Source organism: Ligilactobacillus ruminis DSM 20403 = NBRC 102161 (genome assembly GCF_900113455.1).
Lineage (GTDB): Bacteria > Bacillota > Bacilli > Lactobacillales > Lactobacillaceae > Ligilactobacillus > Ligilactobacillus ruminis.
Window position 1 is genome coordinate 59350 of the sequence record NZ_FOPI01000003.1, and the last position, 20677, is coordinate 80026.

Annotated in this window: 26 protein-coding genes and 1 other annotated feature (1 of these 27 cut by a window edge); of the genes, 24 read left to right on the plus strand and 2 right to left on the minus strand. The window is 42.2% G+C overall.

Annotated features, from left to right (window positions below):
• Position 1 (plus strand) — a sequence feature (ribosomal protein L20 leader region) (it extends 139 nt beyond the left edge of the window).
• Positions 2–45: 44 nt separating this feature from the next.
• The 15 genes from infC (at position 46) to BMZ95_RS00360 (ending at position 8968) form a co-directional block, all read left to right on the plus strand.
• Positions 46–546: a translation initiation factor IF-3 gene (gene infC, locus BMZ95_RS00290; RefSeq protein ID WP_003693776.1), complete on the plus strand. Its 501-nt coding sequence runs from the start codon at positions 46–48 to the stop codon at positions 544–546.
• A 30-nt stretch (positions 547–576) separates the two neighbouring features.
• Entirely contained in the window at positions 577–780 is a 204-nt protein-coding gene (rpmI, locus tag BMZ95_RS00295; RefSeq protein WP_003693779.1) for a 50S ribosomal protein L35, read from the plus strand.
• A 102-nt stretch (positions 781–882) separates the two neighbouring features.
• Complete coding sequence (gene rplT / locus BMZ95_RS00300; protein WP_046922809.1) at positions 883–1242, plus strand: 50S ribosomal protein L20; 360 nt, start codon at positions 883–885, stop codon at positions 1240–1242.
• 139 nt (positions 1243–1381) lie between these two features.
• Complete coding sequence (locus BMZ95_RS00305; RefSeq protein WP_014073544.1) at positions 1382–1915, plus strand: YqeG family HAD IIIA-type phosphatase; 534 nt, start codon at positions 1382–1384, stop codon at positions 1913–1915.
• Positions 1908–3026: a ribosome biogenesis GTPase YqeH gene (gene yqeH, locus BMZ95_RS00310; RefSeq protein WP_003698076.1), complete on the plus strand. Its 1119-nt coding sequence runs from the start codon at positions 1908–1910 to the stop codon at positions 3024–3026. Before BMZ95_RS00305 ends, yqeH begins: the two co-directional genes overlap by 8 nt.
• A gap of 12 nt (positions 3027–3038) precedes the next feature.
• A complete protein-coding gene (gene yhbY / locus BMZ95_RS00315; RefSeq protein WP_014073543.1) occupies positions 3039–3350 on the plus strand; it encodes a ribosome assembly RNA-binding protein YhbY in 312 nt (103 codons plus the stop codon).
• A 32-nt stretch (positions 3351–3382) separates the two neighbouring features.
• Positions 3383–3997 carry a nicotinate-nucleotide adenylyltransferase gene (locus tag BMZ95_RS00320; protein ID WP_041820332.1) on the plus strand — a complete coding sequence of 205 codons (615 nt, stop codon included), beginning with the start codon at positions 3383–3385 and terminating at the stop codon, positions 3995–3997.
• The gene (yqeK, locus tag BMZ95_RS00325; protein ID WP_014073541.1) at positions 3990–4586 is read left to right on the plus strand and encodes a bis(5'-nucleosyl)-tetraphosphatase (symmetrical) YqeK; all 597 of its coding nucleotides are present in this window, start codon (positions 3990–3992) and stop codon (positions 4584–4586) included. Before BMZ95_RS00320 ends, yqeK begins: the two co-directional genes overlap by 8 nt.
• 13 nt (positions 4587–4599) lie before the next feature.
• The gene (rsfS, locus tag BMZ95_RS00330) at positions 4600–4956 is read left to right on the plus strand and encodes a ribosome silencing factor (protein WP_014073540.1); all 357 of its coding nucleotides are present in this window, start codon (positions 4600–4602) and stop codon (positions 4954–4956) included.
• Entirely contained in the window at positions 4956–5690 is a 735-nt protein-coding gene (locus BMZ95_RS00335) for a class I SAM-dependent DNA methyltransferase (RefSeq protein ID WP_014073539.1), read from the plus strand. The genes rsfS and BMZ95_RS00335 overlap by 1 nt, the downstream gene beginning before the upstream one ends.
• Positions 5691–5703: 13 nt before the next feature.
• Positions 5704–6852, plus strand: a complete 1149-nt coding sequence (locus BMZ95_RS00340) for a nucleotidyltransferase (RefSeq protein ID WP_014073538.1) — start codon at positions 5704–5706, stop codon at positions 6850–6852.
• A gap of 77 nt (positions 6853–6929) precedes the next feature.
• Complete coding sequence (locus BMZ95_RS00345) at positions 6930–7484, plus strand: YceD family protein (protein WP_014073537.1); 555 nt, start codon at positions 6930–6932, stop codon at positions 7482–7484.
• Positions 7485–7563: 79 nt separating this feature from the next.
• Positions 7564–7740 carry a 50S ribosomal protein L32 gene (rpmF, locus tag BMZ95_RS00350; RefSeq protein WP_003698087.1) on the plus strand — a complete coding sequence of 59 codons (177 nt, stop codon included), beginning with the start codon at positions 7564–7566 and terminating at the stop codon, positions 7738–7740.
• Positions 7741–8069: 329 nt separating this feature from the next.
• On the plus strand, positions 8070–8666 hold the full coding sequence (yihA, locus tag BMZ95_RS00355; RefSeq protein ID WP_014073535.1) for a ribosome biogenesis GTP-binding protein YihA/YsxC: 597 nt from the start codon (positions 8070–8072) through the stop codon (positions 8664–8666).
• Positions 8667–8668: 2 nt separating this feature from the next.
• Positions 8669–8968 (plus strand): nucleoside triphosphate pyrophosphohydrolase family protein, encoded by a 300-nt coding sequence (locus BMZ95_RS00360; RefSeq protein WP_014073534.1) that lies wholly within the window; start codon positions 8669–8671, stop codon positions 8966–8968.
• Between the two features lie 87 nt (positions 8969–9055).
• On the opposite strand, the gene BMZ95_RS11220 is transcribed toward BMZ95_RS00360, so the two are convergent.
• Complete coding sequence (locus BMZ95_RS11220) at positions 9056–9199, minus strand: SPJ_0845 family protein (protein ID WP_164477221.1); 144 nt, start codon at positions 9197–9199, stop codon at positions 9056–9058.
• 191 nt (positions 9200–9390) lie between these two features.
• On the opposite strand from BMZ95_RS11220, the gene BMZ95_RS00365 reads away from it, so the two are divergent.
• From BMZ95_RS00365 to BMZ95_RS00385, 5 genes are all read left to right on the plus strand, one after another.
• Positions 9391–10125 carry an amino acid ABC transporter ATP-binding protein gene (locus tag BMZ95_RS00365; protein ID WP_014073532.1) on the plus strand — a complete coding sequence of 245 codons (735 nt, stop codon included), beginning with the start codon at positions 9391–9393 and terminating at the stop codon, positions 10123–10125.
• Positions 10126–10150: 25 nt separating this feature from the next.
• Positions 10151–11935 carry an excinuclease ABC subunit UvrC gene (gene uvrC / locus BMZ95_RS00370; RefSeq protein WP_014073531.1) on the plus strand — a complete coding sequence of 595 codons (1785 nt, stop codon included), beginning with the start codon at positions 10151–10153 and terminating at the stop codon, positions 11933–11935.
• Between the two features lie 211 nt (positions 11936–12146).
• Positions 12147–12470, plus strand: coding sequence for a hypothetical protein (locus tag BMZ95_RS11345; protein WP_014073530.1), 324 nt, complete (start codon positions 12147–12149; stop codon positions 12468–12470).
• A gap of 101 nt (positions 12471–12571) precedes the next feature.
• The gene (obgE, locus tag BMZ95_RS00380; protein ID WP_014073529.1) at positions 12572–13879 is read left to right on the plus strand and encodes a GTPase ObgE; all 1308 of its coding nucleotides are present in this window, start codon (positions 12572–12574) and stop codon (positions 13877–13879) included.
• A 23-nt stretch (positions 13880–13902) separates the two neighbouring features.
• Positions 13903–15801: an acyltransferase family protein gene (locus tag BMZ95_RS00385; protein ID WP_046922808.1), complete on the plus strand. Its 1899-nt coding sequence runs from the start codon at positions 13903–13905 to the stop codon at positions 15799–15801.
• Positions 15802–15846: 45 nt separating this feature from the next.
• Here BMZ95_RS00385 and BMZ95_RS00390 read toward each other — a convergent pair whose 3' ends face one another.
• Positions 15847–16119: a hypothetical protein gene (locus tag BMZ95_RS00390; protein ID WP_003698105.1), complete on the minus strand. Its 273-nt coding sequence runs from the start codon at positions 16117–16119 to the stop codon at positions 15847–15849.
• 163 nt (positions 16120–16282) lie between these two features.
• On the opposite strand from BMZ95_RS00390, the gene rnz reads away from it, so the two are divergent.
• Genes rnz through recJ form a run of 4 tightly spaced genes read left to right on the plus strand, consistent with a single transcriptional unit; the run spans position 16283 to position 20677 of the window.
• A complete protein-coding gene (gene rnz, locus BMZ95_RS00395; RefSeq protein ID WP_046922806.1) occupies positions 16283–17224 on the plus strand; it encodes a ribonuclease Z in 942 nt (313 codons plus the stop codon).
• A 2-nt stretch (positions 17225–17226) separates the two neighbouring features.
• On the plus strand, positions 17227–18036 hold the full coding sequence (locus BMZ95_RS00400; protein WP_046922805.1) for an SDR family NAD(P)-dependent oxidoreductase: 810 nt from the start codon (positions 17227–17229) through the stop codon (positions 18034–18036).
• A gap of 17 nt (positions 18037–18053) precedes the next feature.
• Complete coding sequence (locus tag BMZ95_RS00405) at positions 18054–18341, plus strand: lipopolysaccharide assembly protein LapA domain-containing protein (protein WP_003698107.1); 288 nt, start codon at positions 18054–18056, stop codon at positions 18339–18341.
• Positions 18342–18358: 17 nt separating this feature from the next.
• A complete protein-coding gene (gene recJ, locus BMZ95_RS00410) occupies positions 18359–20677 on the plus strand; it encodes a single-stranded-DNA-specific exonuclease RecJ (RefSeq protein WP_046922804.1) in 2319 nt (772 codons plus the stop codon).

The window sequence follows — 20677 nt, forward strand, 5'->3', positions numbered from 1 at the left end:
TCTCTGAAATTTTTTTGGAGGTGAAACGCCATAGCAGTTGATAAAATGGTAAACGAAGGCATTCGCGCACGTGAATTGCGCTTGATTGCTGATGACGGCGCTCAGCTTGGAGTTAAGTCTAAGCAAGAGGCGTTGCAGATGGCAGAACAAGCCAATTTGGATCTTGTTTTGGTTGCACCGAAAGCGAAACCACCTGTTGCCAAAATCATGGATTATGGGAAGTATCGTTTTGAGTTGCAGAAGAAACAGCGTGAAGCTCGTAAAAAGCAAAAAGTGATCAACGTTAAAGAAGTTCGCTTGAGCCCAACGATCGACACGAATGACTTCAACACTAAGATGAAGAATGCACGCAAGTTCCTTTCAAAAGGGGACAAAGTGAAAGTCTCCATCCGTTTTAAGGGTCGTGCGATTACTCATAAAGAGATCGGCCGCGAAGTTCTTGATCGATTCGCTGAAGAAACATCCGATGTTGCTACAGTTGAATCCAAGCCAAAAATGGATGGTCGCAGCATGTTCTTAATGCTTGCACCAAAAGCCGAAAACTAGGCTTAAATCACATAGGAGGAATATGGTATTATGGCAGCAAAACAAAAAACACACCGCGCATCAGCAAAGCGTTTCAAGCGTACGGGTAATGGTGGTTTGAAACGTAATCATGCTTACACATCACACCGTTTCCACGGCAAGACGGTTAAGCAACGTCGCCAATTGCGTAAAGCTACAATGGTATCCGGCTCTGATATGAAGCGTATCAAGCAGATGCTTTCACAAATGAAATAATCATTCATTTATTCAAGTTTTGAATGTCGCACCATTTTGGTCGGTGCGCATGCACGATTTTGTTTTTTACCCGAAGAGTCGGGATACTAAGGAGGAATTATCATGCCACGTGTTAAAGGTGGAACAGTTACGCGTCAACGTCGTAAGAAAGTCTTGAAATTAGCTAAAGGATATCGCGGTTCAAAGCATACTCAATTCAAGGTTGCTAAGCAACAAGTAATGAAGTCATACCAATACGCTTTCCGTGATCGTCGAAAGAACAAGTCCAACTTCCGCAAGTTGTGGATTGCTCGTATCAACGCTGCAGCTCGTATGAACGGCATCAGCTACAGCAAATTGATGCACGGCTTGAAACTGGCTAACATCGAAGTTAACCGCAAGATGTTGGCTGATCTTGCTATTACTGATGCAGCAGCATTTACGGCCGTTGTTGAAGAAGCAAAGAAGGCTTTGGCAAAATAATTAGCTAACCAAAAGGAGCTGGGAAGATTTTTTCTCCTGGCTCCTTTTTATTGCTGATTGGACTGATTCGGGTTTCTTGCGTAAACAGGCCCGATTAATCTATAATTGTAGTAGTAAGATTTCAGAAGGGAATTAGAGCATGTTTTCAAAATTTCAACCAACATGGCAAGTTGAGTCAATTTACGATTTACCTCCAGAGGAATTGAGAAAAAAAGGAATCAAGGTGGTGCTGACTGATCTTGATAACACCTTGATTGCCTGGAATAATCCAGATGGAACGCCCCAGCTTCGCGAATGGCTTCAGAAAATGGAAGAAGCAAAGATTCCTGTGGTAGTCGTTTCAAATAATAGTTTTAAAAGGGTGGAACGGGCGGTTCGTTCTTTAGGGTTGCCATTTGTTTCGCGTGCGATGAAACCTTTTGCACGTGGTCTCAAAATTGCGGTGAAGAGGTACGGACTGGAAAAACACGAGACTGTTCTCGTTGGCGACCAACTGATGACCGATGTGGCATCGGCAAATAATTTTGGAATTCGCTGCATTTTGGTGAAGCCCTTAGTGAAATCGGATGCATGGAATACTAAAATAAATCGTTTTTTGGAAAATATCGTTAAAAAGCGGTTGCTGAAAGAAAATAAACTAAGCACGACATGGAGGCATGATTTGAATGACTGAAAATTCAGACGAACTGTACTGTATCGGTTGCGGTGCAAAAATACAGACCGTTGATCCGCAAGAACCCGGATTTATGCCGCAGTCTGCCTTGGAAAAACGGACTGACGATGAAGATCTTTATTGCAAACGTTGCTTCAGATTAAGGCATTACAATGAAACGGCGGACGTTTCATTGACGGATGACGATTTTTTGGCGTTGCTTAATCAAATTGGCGAATCGGATGCATTGATCGTCAACGTTGTTGATATTTTTGATTTCAGCGGTTCGATTATTCCGGGACTTCATCGTTTTGTCGGCAATAATCCGATTTTGATGGTCGGAAACAAAGAAGATCTGTTGCCGCGCTCGCTCAAACGCTCAAAAATCAGGGACTGGCTGCGTCAGTCTGCAAATGCGCAAGGATTGCGACCGGTTGAAGTTTGCTTGACGAGTGCTTCAAAAGGTCATGAGATTGATCGTCTGATGGAATTGATCGACAAGTATCGCGAAGGAAGAGACGTTTATGTCGTTGGCGTCACAAATGTCGGAAAATCGACTTTGATCAATCAGATTATTAAGCATCAAACCGGCATCAGCGATTTGATTACGACATCGCGTTTTCCGGGAACGACGCTGGATCGAATTGAAATTCCGTTTGGCGATGGCCGTTTCTTGATTGATACTCCGGGAATCATCCATAAGGATCAAATGGCGCACTACCTTTCGCCTAAAGAACTCAGACTGGCTTCTCCTCAAAAGGAAATCAAGCCTAAAGTCTATCAGCTGAATGAAGGACAGACTCTGTTTTTAGGGGCATTGGCACGCTTTGATTACGTTTCCGGAGAAAAACAAGGCGTTGTCGTATATCTGGACAACAATTTGATGATTCACAGAACCAAGACCGAAAATGCCTCTGCATTTTATGAAAAGCATGCCGGAAAACTGTTGAATCCTCCTTCAGAAGAAGAGATGAAGACATTTCCGAAACTTGTCAGATTTGAGTTCAAGGTCACTGAAAAAAGCGATCTGGTTTTTGCAGGACTCGGATGGATTTCCGTCAAGGCCGGCAGCATCGTTGCCGGTTGGGCTCCTGAAGGCGTCAGCGTCGTTTTGAGAAAAGCAATGATTTAAGAGGTTGAAAAAATGAAACTAAAAGGAAAGCAAAAACGCTATTTACGTTCGCAGGCTCATGGGATGAGACCGCTTTTTCAAGTCGGAAAAGAAGGTTTGACCGCAAACTGGCTCAAGCAAGTCGAAGATGCGATTGAAAAGCGCGAACTGCTTAAAATCAACGTTTTGCAAAACGCGATCGTGGAAGACGAAGAAGTTATTGAGTATATCGAAGATAATTCTCAGATTCAGGTCGTTCAAAAAATTGGTCACGTTCTCGTTTTGTTCAAGCAGGCCGATAAGCGTGAAAATCGCAGCTATTCGCTTGAAGCAGCCAAAATATAGGAGGCCTTTTCGTGGTTATCTCTAAAAAAAAGATGCCTGAGATCCAGATCAAGGTTGAGTCGATCAGCGGAATCAAGAAGAAACGTGTCGGAATTTTGGGCGGAACGTTCAATCCGATTCATCACGGTCATCTGATTATGGCGGAGCAGGTTAAAAGTCAGCTTGACCTTGACAAGGTCATGTTCATGCCGGACAATCTGCCGCCGCATGTCGATGCCAAAAGCGCAATCGATGCAAAATATCGTTTGAAGATGGCGGAACTTGCAATCGAAAACAACCCTGATTTTGAGATAGAAGACATCGAACTGAAACGTGGCGGCGTAAGCTATACTTATGATACGATGAAAGAGCTTACGCTAAGAAATCCTGAAACGGAATATTACTTCATTATCGGCGGCGACATGGTGGAGTATTTGCCAAAATGGCACAGGATTGCCGATTTGATCAAACTGGTCAAATTTGTCGGTGTCGAACGTCCAGGTTACAGGCACAGAAGCGAGTATCCGATCGTTTGGGTGGACGTTCCGCACATTGAAATCAGCTCATCGATGATTCGGGAAAAAATCAGGCATGATTGCTCAATCAAATATCTTGTTCCCGATGCCGTTGAGGAGTATATCAGAGAGGAAGGCTTATATCGTGAGTGAAATAAAACTAAGCAATCGTTTCTACCATGGCACAAAAGAAGAATTGTTGGAGAAAATCAAAAATCAATTGAGCGATTTTCGTTATAAACATATTTTGGGCGTTGGACAAACATGTTATGAACTTGCCAAATTGAACGGAGTCGATCCGGAACAGGCAATGATTGCAGGCTTTGTTCACGACTATGCCAAAGAAAAAACGGATGAACAGTTTATCGAAAAAATCAAGGAAAAAAAGCTTGATTCTGATTTGCTGAACTGGGGCAATTTCATTTGGCATGGTGTCGTCGGCGCTGAATTTATCAAAGATGAGCTGAAAATTACGGATGAAGAAATTCTGAATGCCGTAAGACGTCACACGGTGGGAGCTCCTGAAATGACGACGCTTGATCAAATTGTTTACGTTAGCGATTACGTCGAACCGAATCGCAGTTTTCCAGACGTTGAGATTGCAAGATCCTTGGCTTATGCAAATTTAAAACAGGCCGTAATTTTTGAAACCAAACATACGCTGCAGTTTTTGATGAGCAGCAGTTCTAAAATTTATCCGGACGCTATTTTGACTTATAATGCGTTCGTTGCAGAAAATTAAAGCGAGGTATTTTATGGATAGCAAAGAATTATTAAAAGTTGTCGTTGAAGCAGCTGACAGCAAACGTGCTGAGGATATTGTCGCTTTGGACGTTCAAGGAATCAGTCTGCTTGCGGATTATTTCGTAATCATGCAGGCGAATTCGGAACGCCAGGTCAAGGCAATCGCTGATGTAATTGAAGAAAAAGTTGAAGAAGCAGGTTTTGAAGTCCGAAACGTCGAAGGAAAAGACGGAGCAAACTGGATATTGCTTGATTTGGGAGACGTTGTCGTTCATGTTTTCAAAACTGAGACGCGACAGTTTTACAATCTTGAAAAGCTTTGGTCTGACGCACCTTTGGCAGATATTGACGATTGGATCAAGGAATAATGATTTACACGACATTTGCCAAATTGTACGATGACTTGATGGATCCTGAGATGTATGCCAACTGGCTTGATTTTGCCGAAGATGAGCTTGTTTCGGGGAATGTTTTGGACCTTGCATGCGGATCGGGGAAATTTGCCGTAAAACTTGCTGAACGCGGATTTGAAACGTCAGGTTTTGATTTGTCGGAAGACATGCTGAGTCTTGCTTTGAAACATGCTGAGGAAGCTGGAGTCGACCTTCCGCTTTATCAGGGCGATATGCTTGATTTAAGCGATCTTTCCGAAAAATTCAGCAACGTGACCTGCTTTGCTGATTCGTTTTGTTATCTGCCTGATGAAAAAAGCGTTGAAAGAGCATTTGTTGAAGTTTTTCAGCACCTGAAACCTGAAGGAAAATTTATCTTTGACGTGATTACGCCTTATCAAACCGACGTGGTCTATCCGGGATACATGTACAATTACACCGATGAAGAGCAGGCTTTCATTTGGACAAGTTTTGAGGGTAAATATCCTCACAGCGTCGAACATGAACTGACTTTCTTTATCTGGGACGAAAAAGAAGACGGATACGATCGAATTGAAGAGCTTCATTATGAAAGAACCTATGAGCTTGACGTTTATCTTAAAGCTCTTAAACATGCAGGGTTCAATCAGGTCAAGGTCAGTGCAGATTTTGGCAAGAGCAAACCGAATGAGCAAACAACACGTTGGTTCTTTGCTTGTCAAAAAGACTGAGAGGTGCGGTGTATTGAAGATCGCAGGCGTAATAGCCGAGTATAACCCGTTTCACAATGGTCATCGCTATCAGATCGAGCAGATCAAAAAAGAGCTAAGCGATGCGCCATTAATTGTCGCAATGAGCGGAAACTTTCTTCAACGCGGAGAACCTGCGTGTTTTGACAAATGGACCAGGGCAGGCGAAGCCTTGCAAAACGGTGCTGATTTGGTCGTTGAAGTTCCGGTTGCTGCTTGCATGCAGCCGGCGGATCGCTTTGCGTTTGGCGGCGTGAACGCATTGAGTTCGCTTGGCGTAACCGATTTGTTTTTTGGTGCGGAGCATGCCGAATACGATTTTAAGAAATATGCAGAACTTGTCGCAGACGTTCACGGCGATTTTAAAAAATACGATCAGTCGTATGCCGCATCGTTTCAACAGGCAATTGCGCAAAAAATCGGACATAGCGTTGATCAGCCAAACGATTTGTTGGCACTGTCATACGCAAAACAGTCCCTTTTAATGAAAGACGAATTGGAATTGCATCCCGTTCAAAGGATCCAAGCCGGATACCATGATACGACTTTTGGCGATAATTCAAAAATCGCAAGTGCAACGGCAATCAGAACTTCCGTTGCAAGCGGTGCTCGTTCTCAAATAGATCGGGTCGTTCCCGAAGCGACGGCAAACGATTTGAAAAAAAGCCCATTTGTTTCGTGGAATGATTTTTGGCCTGATCTGCATTACCTGTTGCTTAGTCAGTCCGTAAATTCACTTGGAAAAATCTACGGGATGGCCGAAGGAATCGAGTATCGTTTGAAGGATTGTGCTCAAAAAATGCCGTATGATGCTACTTTTGACGAATGGATCAAGCTTGTCAAAAACAAGCGTTTCACGTATACGAGACTGTCGCGCCTGGCTTGCTCATGCCTTTTGGGGATTAAAAGCGATGAAATTGAAGCTTATAATGACAATCCGTACGTCAGGGTGCTTGGATTCAATGAGCGTGGTCGCGACGTTTTACATTTGGCGAAGAAACGCGATGAAATTGATATTTTCGCAAAGGTCGGCCAAGATGATCGCAAAAAACGCTTGGAACTTGATTATCGTGCGGGAAAGATTTATCAGCTTAAAAATGGATGCGAGCAAGATTTGAAGCGTGCTCCGTTAAGATTTTATTAGCTGTCAAGTAAAACGGGTTGACAAACTCTTGGTTGACAGGTTATAATCAAATTTGTTGCATTGGGAGGAAATACAGCATGAAATGGTCGCTGAATGAGTTACGCCAGACTGTCGATGAACCGTTGACGTTTTCTGAAACGCTTGATTTGAAAGATGAGCTCATGGCTCGAAATTCAGATATTATTGAAGTTTCTCCCGTTGAAGTCAAGGGAATTTTTTCCGTTGACGAATTGGGAGTCTGCGGTTATGTTAAAGTTAAAACAAAGCTTGTGCTTCCGTCTTCTCGTTCGTTGGAAGCAACGGAAGTTCCGCTTATTTTTGATTTTACTGAGCATTATGTCAGTCAGCACGAACATGATTTGTCGCGTTTTGAAGATACTGATGTCGTTATGATTTTGCCAAATGATATTTTGGATCTTGATAATGCGATTTGTGACAATATTTTGTTGCAAATTCCTATGCAGGTTTTGACTGCTACTGAACAGAGCAGCGATGAGTCGATGCCTTCTGGCAATGACTGGTCTGTTGTTTCCGAGAGTCAGTTAAAAAAATCTCGAAAAGATGAGGACGGAGTTGATCCGCGTTTGTCCAAATTAAAGGATTTTTTCAAGAATTCCGAGGAAAATTCCTAAGATTTGTTGCAAATTTCTTGAATAACAAGTACAATTCTTTTTGTTGAGTCATTTTGAAAGTTAAAGGAGGTGCCCCGTAATGGCTGTACCAGCACGTAAAACATCAAAGACACGCAAAAGATTACGTCGTACGCACTACAAGCTGTCAGTTCCTGGCATGAGCGCATGCCCTAACTGTGGTGAACTCAGAAAGTCACATCACGTATGCTCAGCTTGCGGTTACTACGGTGATAAGGAAGTCGTAAAGACAAAGTAATATATTTATAAGATATACCAGGGACCATGGCCCTCTTATTTCTTATCAGAAAGCACCTCAAACGATACGTTGTGGGGTGTTTCTTTTTTATCCAAAATGGCAGAAAGACATCCGCTCCTGTAAGCAGCGGATGAATCGCCCCATTCTAAAGCATTTTGGTGCTTTCTTTGCATCATTTAAATTCAGATAGTATAATTAGCATATGTATAATATGCACGTTCTGTTTAAATGCAATCATAAAATTGCTTTGGAAAATTTTATCAATGCTTATAAATCAACCAGTTCAGGAGATGATATCCAAGGATGATTTATGAAGGGTGGAAGAAAAAATGAAAGTTCAAAACGTCGAGCTGACGATCAGCGCAGTTTCTCCTGCGCAATACCCCAATGAGGGGTTCCCGGAAATAGCTCTGTCAGGCCGATCGAACGTCGGTAAGTCTTCTTTGATTAATACGTTGATCAATCGCAAAGGGTTGGCAAGGACATCAAGTCAGCCCGGAAAGACGCAGACGCTTAATTTTTACAATATTGAATCCGAACTGTATTTTGTGGACGTGCCAGGATATGGGTACGCAAAAGTTTCGAAAAAAGATCGTGAAAAATGGGGACAGATGATTGAAAGGTATTTTTCCGATCGTCCCGTTCTGCGCGGCGTGATTTCGCTAGTTGACGGGCGCCATGAGCCAACGGAGCTTGATTGTCAGATGATTGATTTTTTGCACTACTATGATTTGCCGATTCTTGTCTGTGCAACGAAAATGGACAAAATACCGCGCGGAAAGTGGAACAGGACAGAGAGCCAAATCAGGAAAAAACTCGCTTTGAACCCGCAAGACGAAATCGTTCTTTTTTCATCCGTCACAAAGGCCGGCAAAGAAGAAGTCTGGAACTGGGTTGAAAAAATGAGCGGTATTAAGGGGGATTAACGATGGAATTCAATGAGTATCAAAAAGCTGCCAATCGCACTCTTTACGGAAATGAACAGGTTTTGACGAATTGTGCGTTAGGATTGGCTGGAGAGAGCGGTCAATTGATTGATCTGATTCAGGACTATACTTTTAAAGGAAAAGATCTTGATAAAGAAAAAATGATCGATGAGCTTGGGGACGTCCTGTGGTACCTTTCCCAGATTGCGCAATGGGCCAATGTTGATTTCGACGACGTTGCCAAGGCAAACATCGAAACTTTGAATAAACGCTACCCCAATGGTTTTACGGCTGGGATGTAGGAAGCTTGCACCTCATCTTTGAGGTGCTTTTTTATCAAGTGCAGTGTTTTTGAAGTAAAAAAGGAATCATCGCTGATTCCTTTTTAGTTATTTCTTGTCTTCTTTTTTAGATTCAGTCTTTTGAGACTTATCAGCCTTTTCTTTGTTCTTCGCAGTCTTTTCTGGTTCTATGACTGCGAATTGATCAAAAAGCTTTTCAAGATTTGTTTGACGGTTTACTTTAAGACCCATGTAATCACCTCTTAACATTGAAAGCATAACAGATTTGGCACGTAAAATGCAAGAGCATGGTCACAATGCAATTTTATGCACTTCATTTGAATATACAACGGGTGATTCAGCTTTAAATTGCATAAAGAAAGCAAAAGATGTATAATTTGAGCATCGGAAATTTTTAGGAAGAATCGGAAGGAAGTTTAGTTATGACGAAAATGATCGAAATTAAAAACCTTATGAAAAAATATGGCAAAAATATTGTTTTAAAAGGCATCACAGAAAACGTCAACAAGGGACAAGTTATTTGCGTAATCGGTCCTTCAGGGTCAGGCAAGAGCACTTTTCTTCGCTGCTTGAATGTGCTTGAAAAGCCAAACTCTGGGAAGATCTTGTTTGAAGGCAAAGATTTGACGAATATATCTGAAAAAGAGCTTTGCGCTTTAAGAGAGAAAATGGGGATGGTATTTCAAAGTTTTAATCTGTTTCCTAACATGACGGTGCTCGAAAACATCAAAGTTGCACCGATGAGGGTCAAAGGAATTGCTGAAGATGAAGCCGAAAAAAAAGCCAAACAGCTGCTTGAAAAGGTAGGTTTGTCTGATCACGAAAATCAATATCCTGCGAGTCTTTCAGGCGGCCAACAGCAGCGTGTCGCAATTGCACGCGCATTGGCGATGGATCCTGAGGTGATGCTCTTCGATGAACCGACAAGCGCGCTTGATCCGGAGATGGTCGGTGAAGTTTTGAAGGTTATGCGTGATTTGGCCGATTCCGGAATGACAATGGTGGTTGTCACGCACGAGATGGGCTTTGCCAAGGAAGTTGCTGACGAAGTCTGGTTCATGTCTGACGGCTATATTCAAGAAAAAGGCAATCCGAAAGATTTCTTTAATGCACCTAAGACTGATCGTGCAAAGGAATTTTTGGCGAAGATATTGTAGCATTTAACGAAACGGAGGGATTTCAATGACGACGCAGCACATCGAAAACAAGCTGAAACTATTGCCTGATCAGCCTGGATGTTATTTGATGAAAGACGTCAATGCAAAGATTATCTATGTTGGCAAAGCCAAAAATTTGAAAAATCGCGTTCGTTCATACTTTAAAAGTTCACATGAAGGCAAAACGGCCAAACTTGTTTCTGAAATTCATGATTTTGAGACGATCGTAACGTCGACTGACAAGGAAGCGTTTTTGCTTGAAATTACTTTGATTCAAAAACATAAGCCTTATTACAACATAAAACTTAAGCGCGGAACCGGCTATCCTTATATAAAAATAACGAATGAGCGCGATCCGCAAATAATGATCGTAAGTAAAGTTTTAAATGACGGCGGTTATTATTTTGGACCGTATCCAAATGTTTACGCTGCACAAGAAACTTTACAGCTGCTTCAAAAAGTCTATCCGCTAAGACGGTGCCCCGGGCATCAGAAGAGACCATGTCTGTACTACCATATGGGGCAATGTCTGGGCGCATGTTTTAAAGAGGTTCCGGTTGAAGCTTATGAGAGAAATATTCGCAAGATCAAATCATTTTTAAACGGCAACGTTTCACAGATTAAGCGCGAATTGACTGCAAAAATGAATGATGCGGCAGACAAACTTGAATTTGAAAGAGCTGCTGAAATAAGAGATCAAATCCGTTATGTTGAAATGACGGTTGAGAAGCAAAAAATTATTTCAAACGACAATACGCCAAGGGACTTGTTCAACTTCTTCATGGACAAAGGGTGGATTTCGATTCAAGTCTTTTTCATCAGGCAAGCACGTTTGATAAAGCGTGAAAAGCGCTTGTTTCCTTGCATTGACCTTCCGGAAGAAGAACTTGCTTCATTTATCCTCCAATTTTATAATCAGAAAAACCGCATTTTGCCAAAGGAAATCCTTGTTCCGCCAGGGATTGACAAAAAAGTTTTAAATGAGATTCTCGGAGTCTCGGTTAAAACTCCTAAAAGGGGTCAGAAACGAGACTTATTGGAAATGGCTCATAAAAATGCCCAGCTTGTCTTGGAAGAAAAATTTCGACTTCTTGAACTTGATGACAGAAAGACGGTTGGTGCGATGAACGAGATTACCGATGCATTGGGCCTTCCGAACGGACATCGCGTGGAAGCATTTGACCACTCTCATCTTCAGGGGACAGACATCGTGTCGGCAATGGTCTGCTTTGTCGATGGTCGTCCTGAAAAAACTCTGTATCGCAAGTACAAACTGAAAAATACTGATCATGCAGATGAAGCTGCAAGCACGAGAGAAGTAATCTATCGCAGATACAGTCGCCTGTTGAAGGAGCATGAAAATCTTCCTGATCTGATTTTGATGGACGGTGCGAAAATTCAGATCGATGCTTGCATCGACGTGCTTCAAAATCAGCTTGGGTTAAACATACCGGTTGCCGGAATGGTCAAAAATGAGCATCACAAAACGGCCGACCTGATGACCGAAACCGGCGAAAAAATCGGGCTGAATCCTAAAAGTGAGGGATTCTATCTGCTGCAGCGCATTCAAGATGAAGTGCACCGATTTGCAATTACTTTTCACAGACAAGTGCACAGCAAGAACTCACTTTCTTCAAGACTGGAGCGAATCAAGGGGGTCGGCCCCAAAACACGAACGAAGCTGTTGCGCAATTTTGGTTCTTTGAAGCGGCTGTCTGAGGCCAGCGTTGAAGAATTGATTGGTTTGGGAATTCCTCAAAAAACGGCGCAAACGATCAAAATCAGCTTGGCAAAGGAAAATGAGACATAATCATGAATTTGATGGTATGAATTTGAAACAAGCGCTTGAAGTTGTGTTATAATTTGGTCATAAAATCAATAAAAGCTAAACGGTTGTTTTCATCTGATCGGGGGAATTTTCCATGAATAAAAACGTGTGCCATCATAAGTTGTTTATGCTTATGATTATTTGTGTCATGATTTGCGGAATTTTCTTGCCGGTGTTTTCCTTTTCGTAAAGCATGCCTAAAAAGCAAAGTAGCCTGAAGCCGACTGAGATAAGAACCGTAATTCTTAAGCCGGGTTTTGAAAAACGCTTTATGAAAAAAACTGCTGAAATCTCAGGCGTTTCAGGAATTATTTTTTGGTGTGGCGTCTTTATTTATGGACATTGCAAAGATGAATCAAGATCAGCTAAAAAAATCTTTGATTTTGTCAAAAAGTTTATGCTAATTTTTAGAAGTTTGCAGGTCGAGAGAATCTCTTGGCCTTTTTTAACTAATTTTTACAAATTCTTTGACCCTGGTTCGCAAAACTGTTATATTAAAGCATGGTACTATGCTTGACGGGTTTAACGTTCGTATAAAAATTCAAAAGCATAGCGCAGAACTATGATTGATTGTTAGTGTTTGACTAAGATGCACTCAATTAAGTAAGGATGAAAAAAATGTTTGTAGATCAAGTGAAAATACAAGTAAAGGCCGGAAAAGGCGGGGATGGAGCTGTTGCTTTCCGGCGTGAAAAATATGTTCCGAACGGAGGTCCTGCCGGTGGTGACGGCGGCAAGGGCGGAAGCGTCATTTTGAAGGTGGACGAAGGCTTGAGAACTTTGATGGATTTCAGATTTCATCGAATTTTTAAAGCAAAACCAGGGCAAAATGGGATGATCAAGGGAATGTATGGTCGCGGAGCAAATGACCTTTATATTGACGTTCCGCAAGGCACGACGGTCACGGATGCTGAAACCGGAGAAATCTTGGGAGACCTGATAGATGCAGGTCAGGAACTGGTTGTTGCGAAAGGCGGTCGCGGTGGTCGCGGCAACATTCATTTTGCTTCTGCAAAAAATCCTGCTCCCGAAATTGCCGAAAACGGCGAGCCGGGAGTTGAACGCACGATTCAGCTTGAACTCAAGGTCTTGGCAGATGTCGGCTTGGTCGGATTTCCTTCCGTTGGCAAATCGACGCTTCTTTCCGTTGTAACGAGTGCCAAGCCGAAAATCGCCGACTATCATTTTACCACGCTTGTTCCAAATCTTGGAATGGTTCGTTTGGACGACGGTCGCGATTTTGTAATGGCTGATTTGCCGGGATTGATTGAAGGTGCCTCCCAGGGCGTCGGTTTGGGAATTCAATTTTTGCGTCACATTGAAAGAACGCGGGTTATTTTGCATTTGATCGATATGTCGGGCGTTGAAGGACGAGATCCGTTTGACGATTATAAAAAGATCAATGCTGAACTTGCCACGTATGATCCGTTATTGCTCGAACGCCCGCAAATCGTCGTTGCTTCAAAGATGGACATGCCTGATTCTTCTGACAATCTTGAAAAATTCAGAGCCAGGCTTGAAAACGATGACACGTTGAAGCATATACCGGAAGTTATGGCGATTTCATCGCTGACGCACCAAGGTCTTGATGCATTGATGCAGAGGACGGCAAATGTTTTGGAAGAAACTCCTGCATTTGCCACGCTCACCGATCGCATTCAAGAAAAGAAGCGAGCTGAATACGGCTTTGAAGCTGATGACGATAAGCCGTTTACGCTTACTCGTGATTCTGATGCCGTTTGGATCCTTTCGGGTGAAAAACTCGAAAAACTATTTAAGATGACAAATCTTGAACATGATGAAAGCATGATGAGATTTGCAAGACAGCTTCGCGGAATGGGAGTTGATGATGAATTAAGAGCAAGAGGCGCAAAGAATGGAGATCTTGTAAGAATCGGCGACTTCACGTTCGAATTTGTTGAATAATCAATTTTATAAGGTGAGTAATAATGGGAAAGAGACTAAAAAAGAAGCGATACATCAAAGGACTTGACGGAATTCGCGCAATTGCGGTCGTGGCGGTCATTTTGTATCATTTGGCACCGTTCAGCTTTCAAGGCGGTTTCTTGGGGGTTCCGATATTTTTCGTTGTTTCGGGGTATTTGATTACTGACCTGCTTTTTCAGGAGTTCCAACAAAACGGGACGATTGATGTCAAGGCCTTTTATATCAGAAGAATCAAGCGGCTTTATCCAGGATTGGTTGCAATGGTTCTATCAACGGCCGCATATATCACTATGTTTTCAAGAGGATTGGCTGAAAATTTAAAATCAGTAATCGGAACTAATTTTTTATATGTTTATAACTGGTATCAGATCAATCATCATGAATCGTATTTTGACAAGTTCGGCAATCAGTCGCCGTTTACGCATTTGTGGTCATTGTCGATTGAAGGACAATTTTACTTGTTGTGGCCAATTTTCATTTTTGTCATGATTAAGTTCTTTAAGAAAAAACAACCGATTATCGATACGATTTTGATCATGATTCTATTTTCAGCCCTTGAGATGGCATTTATGTACCATGTCGGCGAAGATCCTTCGCGTGTTTACTATGGAACGGATACTAGAATGTTCTCGATTTTGATTGGTGCAGGTTTGGCCGTCGTCTGGCCAAGCACGTCATTAAAAAAACAGCTTCCGTCAAGGCCACGGCTGATCTTGGACGGCATCGGTCTTGGATCTTTTCTTTTACTTGCTTTGATGTTTACGAAGATGACGGGTGAAAACGAGCTTGTTTATCGTGGCGGGATGTTCTTTTTCTCGCTTGCTGCCATGATTTTAGTGGCGGTCGTAGTCCATCCCGGTGCCGATTGGGGTGACTGGCTCGATAATTCGATTTTCAGGTGGATCGGAAAAAGAAGCTACGGAATATATCTTTATCAGTATCCGGTAATGGTTTTTTATGAGTCCAAGATTCAAAACATCGCTGCACATCCTGTGATGCATGGCTTGATTGAAATTGTTATTATTTTGGCAATCAGCGAATTGTCGTACCGTTTTTTGGAAGTTCCGTTGAAAAAATTTGATTATTCAAAGACGTCAAGCGTCGTCAAAGAATTCTTTAAAGTGGATTCTTCATATGGATGGAAACGCGTTTATGTCGCAATTCCGCTGCTGATTTTTGTTTTGGCGGCAGTCGGGTCGTTTATGCCATCATCTGTTGCCGCATCGGACAGCAAAGATGATGGGCAGCTTGAAAGCGTCATAAAAAATAATCAAAAGAAGGCGTCTTCGGTCAATCAAAAAGCTGACAAGAAAACTTCCAAATCATCATCTGGCAATTATTCTGTTTCAGAGTCATCGAATTCTTCATCAGGATCAAAAAATGATGGGAAAAGTCCGATTGCATTGACTGAAAGCGAGCGAAAAAAAGCTCAAGGCCTTCAGATAACTTGCGTTGGTGATTCCGTGATGGCAGACGCTTCTGCTAAGATGCAGGAGATTTTTCCGAATATGTACGTTGATGCCAAAGTTGGTCGTCAGGTTTCAGAAATCGTACCGATTCTCCAATCTTTGAATTCTTCAGGAAAGCTTGCACAGACCGTTTTGATCAGCGAGGGAACGAACGGACCGTATGATGAAAATACGATGGAAAAGATTATGCAAATTCTTGGAAAGCAACGAAAGGTTTATTGGATCAATGTGTTTGTTCCGACAAGAAGATGGCAGGATCAGGTAAACCAGGAGCTGAAAGATGATGCTAAAAAATACGGTAATCTGACGGTCATCGATTGGTATTCGTATTGCAAAGATCATCCTGAATGGTTTTATGATGATCATGTTCATCCTAATCCTGACGGCTTGAATTACTTCGGATCTTTTATTGCACATGAGATATTAAAGTAGATGAATAGTGGCCGCAGCTTATGAATTAAAGTTGCGGCTATTTGTTTAATTAAGCAAAATTTTATCATTGGAAATTTTTAAGCCAAATACGTATTGCGGTGTTTCATTGACGAAAAACATCAATTTTTGCTCTTTTTTTAGAAAATTCAGTTGCTTTTTTGCGTCTTTAACAGTAAGAGGCTTTTTTGTTTCCAAAAAGACAGCTGCCCCATCCGTAACGCGAAGGATTCCTGCAGGAACGGGCGGAGTTTGATCGATATAAATACGGTAGTTTTCATTCAGGTCAGCTGTCATTGTTAAAAAATCTCTGATTTCCAAAAAAAGTCATCTCCTTATGTCTGTATTTTATCAGAATATACGTTCGCGAGCACGCAATTTGTTTTTTTTAAGAGGATTTGATGATAAAATAGAGTCAGAAAGGGTTTTTGAAGGGTCATACTTTCTTGAACTCATAATTCATGAATAGATAGGACATTTTAGTATGGAAATTGAATTTTTAGGAACAGGTGCCGGATCGCCGTCAAAGTTCCGCAACGTGTCTTCGCTTGTCTTGAAACTTCTTGACGAAAACAATTCCGTTTGGATGTTTGATTGTGGTGAAGGAACTCAGCATCAGATTTTACGAACAACGATCAGGCCGCGAAAAGTTGATAAAATTTTTATCACTCATCTTCACGGTGATCATCTTTTTGGCCTTCCGGGTTTTCTCAGCAGTCGTTCTTTTCAAACGGGAGAAGAAACGCGTCCTTTGACGATTTATGGTCCAAAGGGGATTGCAAGCTATGTAAGGGCATCGATGCAGGTAACGCAGACAAAATTGTCATATCCGCTTAAATTGGTTGAACTGACTGATGAAGGAACTGTTTTTGAGGATGATAAATTTAAAGTCGAGTGTCGTTTTTTGGAACATCGAATTCAGTGTTTTGGTTATCGAATTGAAGAAAAGCCTCATCCAGGGGAACTTCTGATTGATAAGCTGCGTGAAGACAAAATTCCGGAAGGCCCGATTTACGGTCGCCTAAAAGCAGGAGAAACGGTTAAACTTGATGACGGTCGTGAAATATGCGGTCAAGATTACGTTGGTGCTCCGCAAAAAGGACGGATAGTGACAATTTTGGGTGATACTCGTCAGACACCAGCGATTTTTGATTTGGCTAAAAATGCGGATGTCTTGGTTCATGAATGTACTTTTGGTCGCGGAGACGCAAGGCTTGCCCGCAATTACTATCATTCGACTTGCATTCAAGCGGCAAACGTTGCTTTAAAAGCTGACGTTTCAAAACTGTTGCTTAATCATGTTTCGGCACGTTATGTCGGACCAAGTCTTCATCAGTTGGAAAAAGATGCAAGGAGCGTTTTTCAAAACTGTCGCATTGTTAAAGATTTTGATGTTTACGATATTCCGTTTAAGAAGGGGGTATAACAATGGTGGGTTATAAGGAATTGAAAAATTTGCAGGGGCGCATTGTTTTGATAACCGGCGCTTCTTCCGGAATGGGTGAGCAGATTGCTTATCAGGCTGCAAAGAAAGGAGCCATCGTCATAGGTTGTGCGCGCCGGATAGAAAAGCTGGAAGAAGTGGTGGCAACTTGTCGAAGGATATCGGGGAATGACGCATATGCTTTTCAGGTTGACGTATCGATTCCGAATCAGATTGAGCGTGTCGTTGAAAAAGTCGAATCAAGCATCGGACCGATTGACGTCTTGGTAAACGATGCAGGTTTTGGATTGATGAAAGAGGCTTTGGACTTTGACATGGCAATTGCCGAAAGAATGTTTCGCGTGAACGTTTTAGGATTGATGTATATGTCCAAATACGTCGCGCTTCATATGGCCGAACGAAGGCGTGGCGCGATTATCAACATTGCATCGATTGCCGGGAAGATCGCAACGCCTAAGTCCTCCGTTTATTCTGCAACAAAATTTGCGGTGTTGGGATATTCAAACGCGCTTCGTTTGGAGTTGAAACCTTTGGGAATCAGTGTCCTGACTGTAAATCCGGGACCCGTAAGAACCGATTTCTTTGATATTGCCGATGAGTCAGGACATTACCTTGATTCAATCGGGGCGCTTTCTCTTAACCCGGAAATCGTTGCCGAAAAAGTCGTCAAATCGATCGGAACGTCTAGAAGAGAGCTGAATCTGCCTGAATATATGCAGTTGGCTCATCATCTTTATGAGTTGTGCCCTCGCCTTGGCGACTATTTGGTAGGCGGAATTTTCAACAAAAAATAATTCATAGGGGGATTATTATGAAAAAACAAGGAAGGTTGATTCTGGTTATCGTCTTATTGCTGATTGTTGTCATTTTCTCCTGGCTCAACGTCAGGAACGTGACCGTCAGTTTTGGTTTTACTAAGGTGACGATGCCGTTAGTGATTTTGCTCGTGCTCGCGATTTTGATTGGTGCGATAATTGCAGCTTCTTTGTCCGTTTCAACGATCGTGTCTCAAAAAAAGAAAATCAATGAGCTTGAAAAAAGCCTTAAAGCCAATCAGACGATGAGGCGCACCGATGCTTCAACAACAAGTACAAAATAGATAATTGAGGGATTAGTTTGATTGATTCAAGATACGAATGGAAAAAGGGACCGCAAACTGATCAGGATCAAACGAAAAAATTAGCCGAGGCACTAAATTTGTCAGAGCTGGTGGCCGAAATCTTGATTAATCGCGGTTATGATACAAAAGAAAAAGCAGAGAATTTTTTAAAACCAGGGCCGGAAAATCTGTACGATCCTTATTTGATGCATGATATGAAAAAAGGAACCGACAGAATCAGGACCGCAATTGTTGAAGGACAAAAAATTACAGTTTATGGCGATTATGATGCTGACGGATTGACGAGCACGTCAATCATGTATGAAGCATTAACGCAACTGGGGGCGGAATGCGACTATTATATTCCGAATCGCTTTGATGACGGCTATGGACCAAATAAAGACGTTTACAAACGTTTGATTGACAACGGAACTCAATTAATCGTGACCGTCGATAACGGGGTTGCAGGTCATGAGGCAATTGAATTTGCCAAAGAACAAGGTGTTGACGTCGTAATTACCGATCATCACGAATTGCCGCAAGAGCTGCCGGATGCGTATGCGATTATTCATCCGAAAATTCCGAATGATGACGGGGACTATCCTTTTGAAGGACTGTCTGGTGCCGGAGTAGCATTCAAGGCGGCAACGGTATTGCTTGAAGAGATTCCGCAAGAAGCTTTGGATCTTTGTGCGATAGGAACCGTTGCTGATTTGGTTCCGTTGGTGGACGAAAATCGCGTTCTTGTCAAGTACGGCTTGGAGGCTTTGCGTTCAACGGAACGGATAGGACTGCTTGCTTTATATGAAGAATGCGGATTAAAGCAAGATGAAGTCGATGAAGAAACGATTGGGTTCAGTATTGCGCCAAATCTTAACGCCTTGGGGAGAATTTCTGATGCGACAGTTGGGGTAGAGCTGTTGACGACAATGGATGAACAAAGGGCTTCAGAAATTGCCAAAAACGTGCTTCAGCAAAATATGGAACGTCAAAATCTTGTCAAAGACATCACTGACCAGGCGCAAGATCTTTTGAACGAAGAATCAAAAAATCATCTTGTGAATCTTGTTTGGGGTGAAAAATGGCATGAAGGCGTTCTGGGCATTGTTGCCAGTCGTTTGGTCGAATCAACCGGGAAACCGACGATCGTCTTGGGTGTTAATCGCGATTCCGGTCTTGCCAAGGGGTCAGGTCGTTCCGTTGAAGCGTTCAACCTTTTTGATGCATTGGATGGGCACCGTGATTTTTTGGAAAAATTCGGAGGTCATCACATGGCATGCGGGCTGACCGTTTCAGCGGATGAACTTCCGAAGCTTCAAGAAATTCTTGACCAAGAAGCCAAAAAGCAAAATTTGGAATCTGCAGCAAAACAAGTGAAAATTTTGGACGGTGACATTGATTTAAGCGAGATTAATCCTGAAATGATTCAGGAACTCAGCGTAATTGGTCCGTTCGGGACGAACAATCCCAAACCTGTTTTTTCATATCGGGGATATGTCGTTGAAGATGCAAAGCCGATGGGAAACGGAAATCACTTGAGATTAAATCTCTTAAATGAGGAGCGGACAGTGAAAGTAGCGGCCGTTTGTTTTGGGGTTGGCAACAAGATTGCCGAACTTTTAGCAAATCCTGAAGCGATTAAGTTTATCGGATCGTTGTCGATCAACGTTTGGCAAAATCAGCGCTATCCGCAAATCATGATTGAAGATTTAAAGAAAACTGGTATCTCGGTTGAGCTTTTAAGAACCAATAGGCTGAAACAATCAATGTTTGCTGATAATATGACTTATGTTTTTTTCACAAAAGAATTATATGGAAAAGCCAAGCCTTATCTTTCAAAGGGGGCAAAAAGCGTGCTTGTCTGCAGAAATATGGATGACGTTTCGGCAGACAAGGTTGCTTTTGTCGATTGTCCTATCAATTACGCACAGCTGATGCATGGAATAAGGCATGTCAAAGCCAAGAGCGTGCGCGCTATTTTTTACCAAAATGACAACGTTTATATAGACGGAATTCCTTCACGCGAGGTTTTTGCCCAAGTGTATCGTAAGATCCGTAATTTGGATAATTATCCGATCACTAAAAACCTCGACAGGATCAGCGCGTATTTTAAAATAAAGAAATCGGATTTGATTTTCATATTAAAGGTGTTTTTTGACGCTGGATTTGTTAAAATAGAAAATGGGTCTTTAAGTGGGATGAAGCAAATTAAGCACCATAATCTTGAAGACACCAAAACTTACCAGGCGCGTAAAAAGCGCATGGAAGTGGAACGGCTGCTTATAGCTGGTTCAGAAGCCGACGTGAAAGCCTGGCTTCTTCAAAACATGCAGTAA